This is a genomic window from Azonexus hydrophilus DSM 23864 (assembly GCF_000429605.1).
GTDB lineage: Bacteria > Pseudomonadota > Gammaproteobacteria > Burkholderiales > Rhodocyclaceae > Azonexus > Azonexus hydrophilus.
In genome coordinates this window covers 385,528-398,667 of record NZ_KE386925.1, presented here as the reverse complement: position 1 = coordinate 398,667, position 13,140 = coordinate 385,528, and the positions used below count along the sequence as shown (strand labels likewise).

General features: G+C 64.0%; 15 protein-coding genes and 2 riboswitches. Of the genes, 11 read left to right on the top strand and 4 right to left on the bottom strand.

Going from position 1 to position 13,140, the window contains the following annotated elements; translation table 11 throughout:
* Window positions 1-6: 6 nt before the first annotated feature.
* The 4 genes from nqrM (at window position 7) to G471_RS0113240 (ending at window position 1,815) form a co-directional block, all read left to right on the top strand.
* A complete protein-coding gene (nqrM, locus tag G471_RS0113255) occupies window positions 7-237 on the top strand; it encodes a (Na+)-NQR maturation NqrM (protein WP_028995768.1) in 231 nt (76 codons plus the stop codon).
* Between the two features lie 2 nt (window positions 238-239).
* Window positions 240-635, top strand: coding sequence for a CBS domain-containing protein (locus G471_RS0113250; protein ID WP_028995767.1), 396 nt, complete (start codon window positions 240-242; stop codon window positions 633-635).
* A gap of 24 nt (window positions 636-659) precedes the next feature.
* The gene (locus G471_RS0113245; RefSeq protein WP_028995766.1) at window positions 660-1,553 is read left to right on the top strand and encodes an arginase; all 894 of its coding nucleotides are present in this window, start codon (window positions 660-662) and stop codon (window positions 1,551-1,553) included.
* A 61-nt stretch (window positions 1,554-1,614) separates the two neighbouring features.
* Entirely contained in the window at window positions 1,615-1,815 is a 201-nt protein-coding gene (locus G471_RS0113240; RefSeq protein ID WP_028995765.1) for a hypothetical protein, read from the top strand.
* A 7-nt stretch (window positions 1,816-1,822) separates the two neighbouring features.
* Here G471_RS0113240 and G471_RS0113235 read toward each other — a convergent pair whose 3' ends face one another.
* From G471_RS0113235 to gcvT, 4 genes are all read right to left on the bottom strand, one after another.
* A complete protein-coding gene (locus G471_RS0113235) occupies window positions 1,823-2,347 on the bottom strand; it encodes a DUF2946 family protein (RefSeq protein WP_043421625.1) in 525 nt (174 codons plus the stop codon).
* Window positions 2,347-5,226, bottom strand: coding sequence for an aminomethyl-transferring glycine dehydrogenase (gene gcvP / locus G471_RS0113230; RefSeq protein WP_028995763.1), 2,880 nt, complete (start codon window positions 5,224-5,226; stop codon window positions 2,347-2,349). Before gcvP ends, G471_RS0113235 begins: the two co-directional genes overlap by 1 nt.
* Before the next feature lie 89 nt (window positions 5,227-5,315).
* On the bottom strand, window positions 5,316-5,702 hold the full coding sequence (gene gcvH, locus G471_RS0113225) for a glycine cleavage system protein GcvH (RefSeq protein WP_028995762.1): 387 nt from the start codon (window positions 5,700-5,702) through the stop codon (window positions 5,316-5,318).
* 23 nt (window positions 5,703-5,725) lie between these two features.
* On the bottom strand, window positions 5,726-6,817 hold the full coding sequence (gcvT, locus tag G471_RS0113220; protein WP_028995761.1) for a glycine cleavage system aminomethyltransferase GcvT: 1,092 nt from the start codon (window positions 6,815-6,817) through the stop codon (window positions 5,726-5,728).
* A 77-nt stretch (window positions 6,818-6,894) separates the two neighbouring features.
* Window positions 6,895-6,974: riboswitch (glycine riboswitch) on the bottom strand.
* Between the two features lie 108 nt (window positions 6,975-7,082).
* Window positions 7,083-7,171, bottom strand: a riboswitch (glycine riboswitch).
* Between the two features lie 74 nt (window positions 7,172-7,245).
* Here gcvT and G471_RS0113215 point away from each other — a divergent pair.
* Genes G471_RS0113215 through rluB form a run of 7 tightly spaced genes read left to right on the top strand, consistent with a single transcriptional unit; the run spans window position 7,246 to window position 13,051 of the window.
* Window positions 7,246-8,121: a 3',5'-nucleoside bisphosphate phosphatase gene (locus tag G471_RS0113215; protein WP_342664011.1), complete on the top strand. Its 876-nt coding sequence runs from the start codon at window positions 7,246-7,248 to the stop codon at window positions 8,119-8,121.
* A 4-nt stretch (window positions 8,122-8,125) separates the two neighbouring features.
* A complete protein-coding gene (locus G471_RS0113210; RefSeq protein ID WP_028995759.1) occupies window positions 8,126-8,752 on the top strand; it encodes an L-threonylcarbamoyladenylate synthase in 627 nt (208 codons plus the stop codon).
* A gap of 11 nt (window positions 8,753-8,763) precedes the next feature.
* Window positions 8,764-9,414, top strand: coding sequence for a site-2 protease family protein (locus G471_RS0113205; RefSeq protein WP_028995758.1), 651 nt, complete (start codon window positions 8,764-8,766; stop codon window positions 9,412-9,414).
* A gap of 13 nt (window positions 9,415-9,427) precedes the next feature.
* Window positions 9,428-10,630, top strand: coding sequence for a tryptophan--tRNA ligase (locus tag G471_RS0113200; RefSeq protein ID WP_028995757.1), 1,203 nt, complete (start codon window positions 9,428-9,430; stop codon window positions 10,628-10,630).
* A gap of 43 nt (window positions 10,631-10,673) precedes the next feature.
* Window positions 10,674-11,540: a segregation and condensation protein A gene (locus G471_RS17680; protein ID WP_051295483.1), complete on the top strand. Its 867-nt coding sequence runs from the start codon at window positions 10,674-10,676 to the stop codon at window positions 11,538-11,540.
* Complete coding sequence (gene scpB, locus G471_RS0113190; RefSeq protein ID WP_028995756.1) at window positions 11,509-12,054, top strand: SMC-Scp complex subunit ScpB; 546 nt, start codon at window positions 11,509-11,511, stop codon at window positions 12,052-12,054. The genes G471_RS17680 and scpB overlap by 32 nt, the downstream gene beginning before the upstream one ends.
* Window positions 12,041-13,051: a 23S rRNA pseudouridine(2605) synthase RluB gene (rluB, locus tag G471_RS17675; RefSeq protein WP_043421619.1), complete on the top strand. Its 1,011-nt coding sequence runs from the start codon at window positions 12,041-12,043 to the stop codon at window positions 13,049-13,051. The genes scpB and rluB overlap by 14 nt, the downstream gene beginning before the upstream one ends.
* Window positions 13,052-13,140 lie beyond the last annotated feature (89 nt).

Here is a 13,140-nt window from a genome sequence, read left to right as displayed (position 1 = left end):
ATCGGCATGGAAATGTTCCTGATCACTTTCGGAGTCATCGTCCTGCTGGTCCTGTTGATGGCAGTCGGCGTGCTCTTCGGACGCAAGCCGATTGCCGGCAGTTGTGGCGGCTACAAGGCGATCGACGTCGAGTGTGCTGCCGGCTGCAAGAATCCCTGCGACAAGCGTCTGGCCCGCATGAAAGCGCAAGCCGAGGCGCAGGAAAACGCGCAGGAAAGTGCCCAAACAAAGGAATAGGCATGCTCAAATCGTTGCTCGTCAAGGATTACATGACCGCAGATCCGCTGGCTTTCAAGCCGGAAATGGATGTGCTCACCGCCGTACACCAGTTGCTCGAACATCGTCTGACCGGCGCGCCGGTGGTCGATGCTGAAGGCAAGCTGGTCGGTTTCTTCTCCGAAAAAGATGGCCTGAAGGTCGCACTCAACGCTTCCTACTACGAACAGCCGGGCGGCCCGGTTGGCCAGCACATGACCGTTCAGGTCAAGACCCTGTCCGACACGTCGTCGATGGCCGATGCGGTCGAACTGTTCGTCGCCCATCACTATCACTGCTATCCGGTGGTTGCCGATGGTCGGCTGGTCGGTCAGTTGTCGCGCACCGATGCGCTGAAGGCGCTGGAAAAGCTCTGGTAAGCCCATCGGGTCGGCTTTCATCCCATGAACGCTGATCGGCACCAAGGTCCGGGCGGCATCCGCATCATCGGTGCCGCCAGCGGACTGGGTGCCCAGGATCGGGCCTGTGCCGATGGGCCCGTTGCATTTCACCACTCCCAGGCCTGGCACGAACTGGCCAGGCATCCGCAACTCGACTGGGGGCGGACGCTGTATGCACCGCCTCCGGCCGGCGGGCAGGCTCCGGTGCAGCGGATCGCGGCACTTTGCCGGCAGCTCGCCGACGAGGTTGCCCAGACCCTGAAGGCGGGGAATTTCCCGCTGGTCATCGGCGGCGATCATTCGGTCGCCATCGGCACCTGGAGCGGCGTCGCTGCGGCACTCGGCGCACCGCTCGGCCTGCTCTGGATCGATGCCCACCTCGACAGTCATACCCCGGAAAGCACTTATTCGGGCGCAATTCACGGCATGCCGCTGGCCTGCCTGCTCGGTCAGGGAGACAAGCGTCTGCTTGGCCTTGGCCTCAAGGGCGCGCAGCTCAGTCCGGCGCATACCGTCGTGCTCGGCGCCCGCAGTTACGAACCCGAAGAATTCGATTTCCTGGCACGCGCCGGGGTGCGCGTGATCATGGCCGAAGCAATCGAATCGCGCGGCTTCGCCGCCTGTCTCGACGAGGCCGTGGCGCTCGTCAGGGGCGCGCCGGCGGGCTTTGGCGTGACCCTTGACCTCGATGCCATCGATCCGCGACTGGCGCCCGGTGTCGGTAGCCCCGAACCCGATGGGCTGATGGCCAGCGATGTCCAGACTGCCTTGCACTGGATTGCCACCCAGCCTGGTTTGCGGGCGATGGAAATCGTCGAGTACAACCCGGACCGTGACCGCCATGGAAGTACCGCCCGGCTGATCTCGAACCTGATCGGTGCCTTGCTCGGCCGCTGAAGGCTTGCCCGCTGCCCGGGCGTGCGGGATACTGCAGTCGAGACTGCGGGAGGACAACAAGATGACCCATGAACAGATCCGCCAGGCCATCCGATCGGGCTGGCCGTTTTTCGGCGTCACCCGGCAAGGCCAGGTGATGGCACGCTACGTGCCCTACGGCCCGGTATTTCGCTGGAAACGCAACCAGATGATCCCGACCCCGCTGCAAGGAGAAGATTTGCTGTGGTGGTTGCAGGCCAACGACGAAGGCGAGGAGCCTTGAGCCGGCTTCAGCCGCGCGGCTGAGCGACGAAACGGTAGCGCGCGGCCAGTTCGGCCGCAGCAATGCGTGTGAGTGGCAGGTCGCGCCAGCGTACCGGCGGAGCAGCATCACGCAGGAAAGCGAGCAGGCTGGTTTCGTCGTCAGGTGAGCATTCGGCCAGACAGGCGGCCAGGTCGCGGTCGTCAAGCAGACCGATACCGAGTTCGGCTTCGATCAGGAAGCTGCCTTCGTCGTCGAGCAGCACAGCGCGAACTTCGCCGGCCGACGCCCCGGTGTGGCTGACGAAACCTTCACCGTCGCGGCGAAAAACCCACGGTGTGCAGGCAAGATCGACATAGACCCGCTGCGGGCCGTTCTGGACGAACCAGCGGCCGGCCTCGTCCGAACCATACTGCCGGTTCATGAACTCGACCAGGCCGTGGTGCGTCACCCGTTCTCCCTGCAATCGCCAGTCCCCGCGCCGGTCGAGCGAAAGCCACTCGAAACAGTCGGGGACGTTGGGCCATCTGGCGATTGCCGAGAAATCGACCATCAGTCCTCGTAGGCCGAAAGCGGCGGACAGGCACAGTTCAGGTTGCGGTCGCCATACACATCGTCGATGCGGTTGACGCTCGGCCAGAACTTGTTGGCGGCCACCCAGGGCAGCGGGAAGACGGCTTGCTGGCGGCTGTACGGATGCAGCCAGTCGGCGTCGATGACGTCGGCCTGGGAGTGCGGGGCGTTCTTCAACGGATTGTTGTCGGCCGTCCACACGCCGTTCTCGATCTGGCGGATTTCTTCGCGGATGCTGACCATGGCTTCGATGAAGCGGTCCAGTTCAGCCTTCGATTCCGATTCCGTCGGCTCGACCATGATCGTGCCGGCGACCGGGAAGGACACCGTCGGTGCGTGGAAACCGTAGTCCATCAGGCGCTTGGCGATGTCGATCTCGGCGATGCCGGTGGCGGCCTTGATCGGGCGGATGTCGAGGATGCACTCGTGCGCGACGCGGCCGTTCTTGCCGACGTAGAGCACCGGGTAGTGGTCCTTGAGCTTGGTGGCGATGTAGTTGGCGTTGAGGATGGCGACCTGGGTCGCCTTCTTGACGCCGGCGCCGCCGAGCATCGCCAGGTACATCCAAGAAATGGTCAGGATCGACGCCGAACCGAAGGGCGCCGCCGAGACCGCGCCCTGGCCGCCGTGCGGACCGTCGATGGCGGCGACCGCGTGGTTGGCCATGAACGGTGCGAGGTGGGCCTTCAGGCCGATCGGGCCCATGCCCGGTCCGCCGCCGCCGTGCGGGATGGCGAAGGTCTTGTGCAGGTTCATGTGGCTGACGTCGGCGCCGATGAAGCCGGGCGAGGTCAGGCCGACCTGGGCGTTGAGGTTGGCGCCGTCCATGTATACCTGGCCGCCGTTGGCATGGACGATGGCGCAGATCTCGCGAACCGCTTCCTCGAACACGCCGTGCGTCGATGGGTAGGTGATCATCAGGCAGGCCAGGTCGTCCTTGTGTTCCTCAGCCTTGGCCTTGAGGTCGGCGACATCGACGTTGCCGTTGTCGTCGCAATCGACGACGACGACCTGCATGTTGCACATCTGGGCGGTGGCCGGGTTGGTGCCGTGCGCCGATTTCGGGATCAGGCAGACCTTGCGGTGCGCTTCGCCACGGCTGGCGTGGTAGCGGGCAATCGCCACCAGGCCGGCGTATTCGCCCTGGGCGCCGGAGTTCGGCTGCATGCAGATGGCGTCGAAGCCGGTCACCGTCTTCAGCCATTCGGTCAGGCCGGCGATCATCTCGTGGTAGCCGGCGACTTGCTCGCGCGGGGCGAACGGGTGGATGCCGCCGAATTCCGGCCAGGTGACCGGGATCATTTCGCTGGTCGCGTTCAGCTTCATCGTGCACGAGCCGAGCGAGATCATCGAATGGTCGAGCGCCAGGTCCTTGTTCTGCAGCGACTTCAGGTAGCGCAGCATCTCGTGCTCGGTGTGGTGCGTGTTGAACACCGGGTGCGCGAGGATCGCGTCATCGCGCAGCAGGGCGGCCGGCAGCGCCGGGTCGGCGGCGGCGAGCTGAGCGTCGAAGGTTTCCATGTCGAGCGTGACCTGGGTGATCAGCTTGAACAGTTCGGCAACATCGTTGCGCGTCGTCGTTTCGTCGAAGGAGACGCCGAGGACGCCGGCCGAGACGCGGCGCAGGTTGTAGCCGGCGGCGACAGCCGCCTGATGGATGCTCTCGGCGCGGGCGCCGAGGTCGATATGGACGGTGTCGAAGAACTGCCCGGTGAGCAGCTTGACGCCGGCGCGCTTGAGGCCTTCGGCGAGGATCGCGGTCAGCCGGTGGATGCGCGTGGCGATCGTCTTCAGGCCTTGCGGGCCGTGGTAAACGGCGTACATGCCGGCCATGTTGGCGAGCAGTACCTGCGAGGTGCAGATGTTGGAATTGGCCTTCTCGCGGCGGATGTGCTGTTCGCGCGTCTGCAGCGTCATGCGGTAGGCAGTCTTGCCGCGTGCGTCCTTGGAAACGCCGATGATGCGGCCCGGCATCGAGCGGACGAAGGCTTCGCGGGTGGCGAAGAAGGCGGCGTGCGGGCCACCGAAGCCCATCGGGATACCGAAGCGCTGGCTCGAACCGAGGGCGATGTCGGCGCCCATGGCGCCCGGCGACTTGAGCAGCACCAGCGCCATCAGGTCGGCGGCGACGGCGACCGTGGTGCCGCGTGCCTTGAGGCCGGCGATGATCGCGCTGAGGTCGCGCACTTCACCGTTGTCGTTCGGGTACTGGAGCAGGGCGCCGAAGAATTCTTCGTCTTTTACCGTGTCGACCGCAGCGATCACCAGTTCGAAGCCGAAGTAGGCGGCGCGCGTCTTGACCACGTCGATGGTCTGCGGGAAGCAGGCGGCGTCGACCAGGAAGCGGTTCGACTTCGACTTGGAAACGCGGCGGGCCATCGTCATGGCTTCGGCGGCGGCGGTGGCTTCGTCGAGCAGCGAGGCGTTGGCGATTTCCAGCCCGGTCAGGTCGACGACCATCTGCTGGAAGTTCATCAGCGCTTCCAGGCGGCCCTGGGCGATTTCGGCCTGGTAGGGCGTGTAGGCGGTGTACCAGCCGGGGTTTTCCATGACGTTGCGCAGGATCACCTTGGGCGTCAGCGTGTCGTAGTAGCCCATGCCGATGCACGACTTCTGGATCACGTTCTTGCTGGCGATCGCCTTCAGGTCGGCGAGTGCCTCGTGTTCGCGGCGCGGGGCCGGCAGCGGCAGGTCAGCCGGCAGGCGGATGGCGGCCGGGACGGTCTGGTCGATCAGCTGGTCGAGGCTGGCGGCACCGATGGTGGCCAGCATCTCGGTCATTTCAGTGGTGCAGGGGCCGATGTGACGGTCGATGAACTCGTCGTGCTGCTCCAGGGCGCTCAAGGGCAGGGTCTTCATGGGGGTGGGTTCTCGCGGGGGCTATGCAGCGGAACAGCCCGGCCGGTTACGGTCGACCGGGCTGGTGGAGGAAAAACGGCGGGCCGGAATCAGGCGGCGTCGGCGACAGCCTGGTAGGCGGCGGCGTCGAGCAGGGCGTCGACATCGGCGAGGTTGTCCGGGGTCATCTTGAACAGCCAGGCAGCGTAGGCGTCGGCATTGACCGACTCCGGCGCATCGACGGCGGCCTGGTTGACTTCGGTGACGGTGCCGGCGATCGGCGCGTACACGTCGGCGGCGGCCTTGACAGACTCGACCACGGCGATTTCCTTCTCGGCATCGTAATGGGCGCCGACTTCCGGCAGCTCGACGAAGACCAGATCACCCAGGGCTTCCTGCGCGTGGTCGGAAATGCCGACGGTGACGGTGCCATCGGCGTTCTTCAGGACCCACTCGTGGGAGGCGGCGTACTTGAGGTTGGACGGGACGTTGGACATGGTTTTCTCCTGAGTGGGGTGAATTAGATGACAGCTTTGCCGTTGCGGGCGAATACGGGTTTGGTGACCTTGGCCTTGAGCAGTTTGCCGCGAATGTCGACCTCGACTTGATCGCCGATGGCGACGCCGAGTGGCAGGCGGGCGAGGGCGATGGATTGCTGCAGCGTCGGCGAGAAGCTGCCGGAGGTGATCTCGCCGTCGCCGTGGGCGGTGACGACTTTCTGATGGCCGCGCAGCACGCCCTTGTCGAGCAGGATCAGGCCAAGGAACTGTTTCTGCTGGCCGTTGGCGGCCAGTGCGGCACGGCCGACGAAATCGCGCTCGTCCTTCATGGCGACGGTCCAGGCCAAGCCGGCGTCGAGCGGGGAAACCGTCTCGTCCATATCCTGGCCGTAGAGATTCATGCCGGCTTCCAGGCGCAGCGTGTCGCGGGCGCCCAGGCCGCAAGGCGCGACGCCGGCTACCTTGAGCGCGTTCCACACGGCTTCGGCTTCGCTGGCCGGGAGCATGATCTCGTAGCCGTCTTCGCCGGTGTAACCGGTGCTGGCGATGAAATACTGATCGACTTCGGCGGCGAAGAAGGGTTTCAGGCCTTCGCTCGCGGCCTTCACTTGCGGCAGCACCTGCCACACCTTGGCGCGGGCGTTCGGGCCCTGGACGGCGATGATGCCGAGATTGTCGGCGCCGTCGCGGCGCTGGGTGATGCTGACGTCCATCTTCCATTCGGCGGCCTTGGCCTGCATCCAGGCCAGATCCTTGTCGGCGGTGCCGGCATTGACCACCAGGCGGAACTTGGTGTCGGTGAGGAAATAGATGATCAGGTCATCGATGACGCCGCCGGCCTCGTTGAGCATGGCGGCGTAGAGCGCCTTGCCGGAAACGGTCAGCTTGGCGACGTCGTTGGCGACCAGGCGCGAGAGGAAGGGGCGGCAATCGGCGCCGACCAGATCGACCGGGCACATGTGCGAGACGTCGAACATGCCGCAATCCTTGCGCACCGCGTGGTGCTCCTCGATCTGCGAACCGTAGTTGACCGGCATGTCCCAGCCGCCGAAATCGACCATTCGGGCGCCAAGTGCGCGATGGGCGGCATTCAAGACCGTTTGCTTCAGCATATCAATCCTTTACTGACGTTTGTTAACGTCGATTCTGGAAACAGAAAAGGGGTGAAACGTAAAACTCGCGTTTTGCGTTTCACCCCTCTGTCCTCGATACCTGAGAGATTTGCCCCATCGGTGGGCGCTGTCTACGCCGCTCTCCAGAGTTTCAGGGGGCGACATGCGCATTGCCAGCGATACGGTGTCGACTGCGCCTCGTCGTGCTATTCGCACTGTCTTCGGCTTGTCTTCGTGTCTCGCAGCCAATGCGCATGCCGCCTGGCCTCATCTTGTGGTCCTTTTGCCTGAGCGTTTTCGGGTGAAATTGCGCCTTCGGCGGCAGACGGATCTGCGCTCTCCCACAGGATGGCTCGCACTATATCCGGTCGTGGCTGTCCAATCAATATGTTGCGCCGCACAAGGCGTCTCGGTGAGGGGCGGCCTTCGTGCTAAACTCCGCGTTTGCCCGTGTCTTGCCATCCGTGAACCCAGCCAATTTCGATTTTCATTGCCATTCGTCCGTGTCCGACGGTTTGTTGCCGCCGGCGGTGGTGGCGCGCCGGGCGGCGGATAACGGTGTCGATTTCTGGGCCTTGACCGATCACGACGATATCGGCGGCTTGGCGCCAGCGGCGGAAGCCGCGGCAGAAGCAGGGATGCGCTTCGTTCCCGGGGTGGAGATTTCCATCGAGTGGCGGGAAACGCCGATCCATATCGTCGGTCTCGGCTTCGATCCGGCCAATCCGGTGCTGGTCGGCGGCCTCGAAGCGCTGCGCAGCGGTCGTCTCGAGCGCGCCCGGCGGATGGGCGAGGCGCTTGACGCCATCGGCATTCATGGCGTCTTCGAAGGGGCCATGGGCTACGTGACCAATCCGAACCTGATTTCGCGCGCCCATTTTGCCCGCTATCTCGTCTCCATCGGCATCGCCCGGGATATTTCCGGGGTGTTCCAGTATTACCTGGCACCCGGCAAGCCTGGCTATGTCGACCACCGTTGGGCTTCCCTGGCCGATGCGCTGGGCTGGATTCACGCGGCCGGCGGTGTCGCCGTGGTGGCCCATCCCGGGCGCTACAGAATGTCCGGTGGTGACATGCGCAAGTTCCTCGACGAGTTCAAGGATCTGGGCGGGCAGGCGATCGAGGTGGCCAGTGGCAGCCATTCGCCCGACCACCTGCTGCATTTTGCCCGGCTGGCACGCCATTACGCTTTTCATGCCTCGCGCGGCTCGGATTTTCACGGGCCGGACGAGAGTTACGTCGACCTCGGTCGGGCGGCACCGCTGCCGCCGGACCTCAAGCCGGTCTGGCGCCTGATCGATTGAAACCATGGCCCGCGTCGTCAATATCCATCCCGATTCCCCGCAGCAGCGCCTGCTTGCCCAGGCGGCCGACTTCATCCGCAAGGGCGCCATCGTCGCCTTGCCGACGGACTCCTGTTACGCACTGGCTTGTCATCTGGGTGACAAGGAAGCGCTCGACCGCATCCGCCTGATCCGCCAGATGGACGAGCGTCACCACCTCACGCTGATGGTTCGCGACCTCTCCGAGATCGCCCATTTCGCGCGTGTCGACAACGCCCAGTACCGCTTGCTCAAGGCGGCAACGCCGGGCAGCTACACCTTCATCCTCGAAGGCAGCAAGGAGTTGCCGCGCCGGGTCATGCACCCCAAGCGCAAGACCATCGGTGTGCGCGTGCCGGATCACCCGGTCGCCCTGGCCTTGCTGGAAGAGTTGCAGGAACCCCTGCTGACGACGACGCTGCAGTTGCCGGGTGAGGACAGTCCGCTGACCGAGGGCTGGGAAATTCTCGACCGTCTCGACGACCAGCTTGAACTAATCCTCGATGCCGGCACCTGCGGTATCGAACCGACCACCGTCATCGACCTGACCGGTTCGGCGCCCGAACTGGTTCGCGCCGGTCGCGGCCCGCTCGCCCCGTTCGGATTCGACTGAACATGCTCGACATCAACGCCCTGATCCAGACCATCGCCATCGCTGCATTGCCGGTGATCTTCGCGATCACCCTGCACGAAGCGGCGCACGGTTACGCGGCCCGCCATTTCGGCGATCCGACCGCCTGGCAGCTGGGGCGGATCAGCCTGAATCCGCTGCGCCACATCGATCCGATCGGTACCATCCTGATTCCGGTCGCCATTCTCGTCTTCTCGGCGGGCAGCTTCCTGTTCGGTTACGCCAAGCCGGTACCGGTCGATTTCACCCGCCTGCGCAATCCCAAGCGCGACATGCTCTGGGTAGCTGCCGCCGGGCCGGCTGCCAACCTGTTCATGGCATTGTGCTGGGCCTTCATGCTCAAGCTGGCCTGGGAAATGCCCAGCACCGATTTCACCGTGCCGCTGTCCGAGATGAGCAAGATCGGCATCGTCATCAATTGCGTGCTCATGGTGCTCAACCTTTTACCCTTGCCGCCGCTTGACGGCGGGCGCATCGCCGTCAGCCTGTTGCCGCACCGCCTGGCCTGGCAGTTCTCGCGCATCGAGCCGTGGGGCTTCCCGATTTTGCTGGTCCTGCTGTTCACCGGTATCCTCAGCGACATCATGAGCCCGCTGGTGCTTTTCTCGGCGCGCGCCATCGAAACAATTTTCGGTCTTTACTAAACGACAAACAGCTATGTACGCAGAACGTGTCCTTTCCGGCATGCGTCCCACCGGGGCGCTGCATCTCGGCCATTACCACGGCGTCCTCAAGAACTGGGTTGAACTGCAGCAGGAATATCCCTGTCTGTTCTTCGTTGCCGACTGGCACGCCCTGACGACCCAGTACGACAATCCCCAGAACATCGAGAAGGCAACCTGGGACATGGTTATCGACTGGCTGGCGGCCGGTGTGGACCCGAACCAGGCGACCCTGTTCATCCAGTCGCGCGTGCCCGAGCATGCCGAACTGCACCTGTTGCTGTCGATGATGACGCCGCTCGGCTGGCTGGAGCGCGTGCCGACCTACAAGGATCAACAGGAAAAGCTGTCGAACAAGGATCTGTCGACCTACGGCTTCCTCGGTTACCCGCTGCTGCAGGCGGCCGATATCCTCATCTACCGCGCCGACAAGGTGCCGGTCGGCGAGGACCAGGTGCCGCACATCGAGTTCTCGCGCGAAATTGCCCGCCGCTTCAACCACCTCTACGGCCGCGAACCCGGATTCGAGGACAAGGCCCGCGAGGCGGTCAAGAAGCTCGGCAGCAAGCGCGCCCGCCTGTATGAAGAACTGCGCACCCGCTACCAGCAGGAAGGTCAGCGCGAAGCGCTCGAACAGGCGCATGCCGTGCTCGACGAAATCCAGCACCTGTCGGTGGCCGACCGCGAACGCCTGTTCGGCTACCTCGAAGGGACCGGTAAAATGATCCTCGCCGAGCCCGGGGCATTGCTCACCGAAGCTTCGCGCATGCCGGGCCTGGACGGGCAGAAAATGTCCAAGTCCTACGCCAACACCATCACCATGCGCGAATCGGAAGACTCGGTCGCCAAGAAGGTTAAGAGCATGCCGACCGACACCAATCGTGTGCGCCGCACCGATCCGGGCGATCCGGCACGCTGCCCGGTGTGGCAACTGCACCAGGTGTATACCGACGAAGCCACGCGGGCGACGCTGGAGCAGGGTTGCCGCACTGCCGGTATCGGCTGCATCGACTGCAAGCAGCCGGTGATCGAAGGCATCCTCAAGGAACAGGCGCCGATGCGCGAGCGTGCCCAGCTGTATCTCGACGATCCGGTGCTGGTCAAGAACATCATTGCCGACGGTTGCGAGAAGGCGCGCGAACTGGCACGCGAGACGATGCGCGACGTGCGCGAGTCGATGGGTCTGGAATACCACTGATGTCCGCTGCGTCGTTCCGCTTCCGCCGTCCGGCGGTCGACGCATGAATCTTGCGGTCGATCTGCCGCCGCCGCTGTTCGAGCCGGTGGCGCGCATCTACGGCGAGCCGATGGAGGCCATGCCGCAGGATCTGTACATCCCGCCGGATGCGCTGGCGATCATGCTCGACGCCTTCGAAGGCCCGCTCGACCTGCTGCTCTACCTGATCCGCAAGGCCAACGTCGATATCCTCGATATTCCGATGGCGCCGCTGACCCGCCAGTATCTCGACTACATCGAGAACATGCGGGCGCAGAACCTGGAGCTGGCGGCCGAGTACCTGGTGATGGCGGCGATGCTGATCGAGATCAAGTCGCGCATGCTGCTGCCGCGGCCGAAGATTGGCGACGATGGCGAGGTCGAGGATCCGCGCGCCGAACTGGTTCGTCGGCTGATGGAATACGAGCAGATGAAGCTTGCCGGCCAGAAGCTCAACGAAATGCCGCAGGCCGAGCGCGAGTTCTTCTGGGTCGAGACTCTGGTCGAGAAGTCACTGCTCATCCGGCAGCCGGAAGTTTCGGTCGAGGACATCAAGGAAGCCTGGATGAACGTGGTGCGCCAGGCGGTGCTGAAACGCAACCACAAGATCAGCCGCGAAGAGTTGTCGGTGCGCGAACACATGGGCATCATTCTTCGCCATCTGCAGGAAAAGGGCGGTTTCGTCCAGTTCGAGACCCTGTTCGATCCGGCCATGGGGCCGCCCGGACTGGTCGTGCATTTCATTGCCATGCTCGAACTGGGCCGCGAAAAGCTGATCCGCATCACGCAGACCGAAGCCTTTGCGCCGATTTACGTCAATCTGCGCGACGGCGAGCCGGAACCGGTCATGGAAGAGGAAGATGGAACCGAGTCAGGTCAAGAAGATTCTTGAGGCGGCATTGCTCGCGACGCACGAGCCGATGTCCACGCACGACATGAAGAAGATGTTCGACGAAGAACTGTCTTCCGATACGCTGCGCAAGTTGCTCGACCAGATCCGTGAAGACTGGGCCGAGCGGCCGGCCGAACTGATCCAGCTCGCCTCGGGCTGGCGTTTCCGTACGCGGGCCGAATATCTGCCTTACCTGGAGCGGCTGAATCCGGAAAAGCCGCCCCGTTATTCCCGTGCGGTGCTGGAAACCCTGGCCATCATCGCCTATCGTCAACCGGTAACCCGTGGCGACATCGAAGAAATCCGCGGCGTCGCGGTCAATTCGAATGTCGTCAAAACCCTTGAAGAACGTGGCTGGATCGACGTCGTCGGCCACCGCGACACCCCCGGTCGGCCGGCGCTGTTTGCCACGACCAAGCAATTTCTCGATGATCTGGGCCTGCGCAGCGTCAGCGAACTGCCGCCGCTTGAACAAATCAGCCAGACACTGGAGCTGAATCATGAAAACCAATAAACGCACGCCTTTCCGTGCCCCGGTCGAGGCCGCCGCCGTTGGCCAGCGCCCGCGTCGCGGCGCCGGTCGCAGCACGCCACCACCCCGGGAATTCGTCGAAGCGCCGCCTGGCGAAGTCGATCAACAGCAGGAGGTGTCAGCCAAACCGGCACCGCGGCGCAAGCCGGCACCGAACACCGGTGGGCGGGCCAACCGTGGCGCCATCGCGCGTGACGGGCGGCCGCTTGCGGCGGCCAAGCCCGAGCGTCTGCAGAAGATCCTGGCCCAGGCCGGCGTCGGTTCGCGGCGTGAGATGGAAGAGTGGATCGCCGCCGGCAAGGTCAGCGTCAATGGCGTCGTCGCCACCATTGGCCAGTCGGTGATTCCGACCGACAAGGTCAAGATCGGCGGGCGCCTGATCAACATCCGTTTCACCGGCAGCAGTTCGCGTCCGCCGCGCGTGCTGATGTACCACAAGCCGGAAGGCGAGATCGTCTCGCGCGACGATCCCGATGGCCGCCCGTCGGTCTTCGCCGCACTGCCGCGCATGCGCGGCGGTCGCTGGATCAACGTCGGCCGTCTCGATTTCAATACCTCGGGCCTGTTGCTGTTCACCACTTCCGGCGAACTGGCCAACAAGCTGATGCACCCGAGTTCGGAGCTGGTTCGTGAATACGCCGTCCGCGTGCTCGGCGAACTGACCATGGAAGCCCAGCAGCAATTGCTCGACGGCGTCCAGCTTGAGGACGGGCCGGCCAGTTTCTCCAGTCTGGTCGATGCCGGCGGCGAGGGCGCCAACAAGTGGTACCGGGTCAGCCTGTTCGAAGGGCGCAACCGTGAAGTCCGGCGCATGTTCGAAGCTGTCGGCTGTACCGTCAGCCGCCTGATCCGTGTTCGCTACGGTCCGTTCACGCTGCCGCCGCAACTCAAGCGCGGTCGCTGTCGCGAACTCGACGAGACCGAAGTCAAGTTGCTGATGCGTGAGCTGGCGCGCTCGGAAAAGCCGAAACAGGCCTGATCGAGCGTCTTGCCAACGTGCTGGCGATTGTGAGGAAGGAATAAACTCGTTATAATTCACGGGTTTGTTCCTCCCGCTGTTTTTGGCGG

Excerpts from the sequence above, each read along its gene's own strand:
- nqrM (WP_028995768.1), top strand. The coding sequence starts at position 7 with ATGGAAATGTTCCTGATCACTTTCGGAGTCATCGTCCTGCTGGTCCTG.
- G471_RS0113250 (WP_028995767.1), top strand. The coding sequence starts at position 240 with ATGCTCAAATCGTTGCTCGTCAAGGATTACATGACCGCAGATCCGCTG.
- G471_RS0113245 (WP_028995766.1), top strand. The coding sequence starts at position 660 with ATGAACGCTGATCGGCACCAAGGTCCGGGCGGCATCCGCATCATCGGT.
- G471_RS0113240 (WP_028995765.1), top strand. The coding sequence starts at position 1,615 with ATGACCCATGAACAGATCCGCCAGGCCATCCGATCGGGCTGGCCGTTT.
- G471_RS0113235 (WP_043421625.1), bottom strand. The coding sequence starts at position 2,347 with ATGGTCGATTTCTCGGCAATCGCCAGATGGCCCAACGTCCCCGACTGT.
- gcvP (WP_028995763.1), bottom strand. The coding sequence starts at position 5,226 with ATGAAGACCCTGCCCTTGAGCGCCCTGGAGCAGCACGACGAGTTCATC.
- gcvH (WP_028995762.1), bottom strand. The coding sequence starts at position 5,702 with ATGTCCAACGTCCCGTCCAACCTCAAGTACGCCGCCTCCCACGAGTGG.
- gcvT (WP_028995761.1), bottom strand. The coding sequence starts at position 6,817 with ATGCTGAAGCAAACGGTCTTGAATGCCGCCCATCGCGCACTTGGCGCC.
- G471_RS0113210 (WP_028995759.1), top strand. The coding sequence starts at position 8,126 with ATGGCCCGCGTCGTCAATATCCATCCCGATTCCCCGCAGCAGCGCCTG.
- G471_RS0113200 (WP_028995757.1), top strand. The coding sequence starts at position 9,428 with ATGTACGCAGAACGTGTCCTTTCCGGCATGCGTCCCACCGGGGCGCTG.
- G471_RS17680 (WP_051295483.1), top strand. The coding sequence starts at position 10,674 with ATGAATCTTGCGGTCGATCTGCCGCCGCCGCTGTTCGAGCCGGTGGCG.
- scpB (WP_028995756.1), top strand. The coding sequence starts at position 11,509 with ATGGAACCGAGTCAGGTCAAGAAGATTCTTGAGGCGGCATTGCTCGCG.
- rluB (WP_043421619.1), top strand. The coding sequence starts at position 12,041 with ATGAAAACCAATAAACGCACGCCTTTCCGTGCCCCGGTCGAGGCCGCC.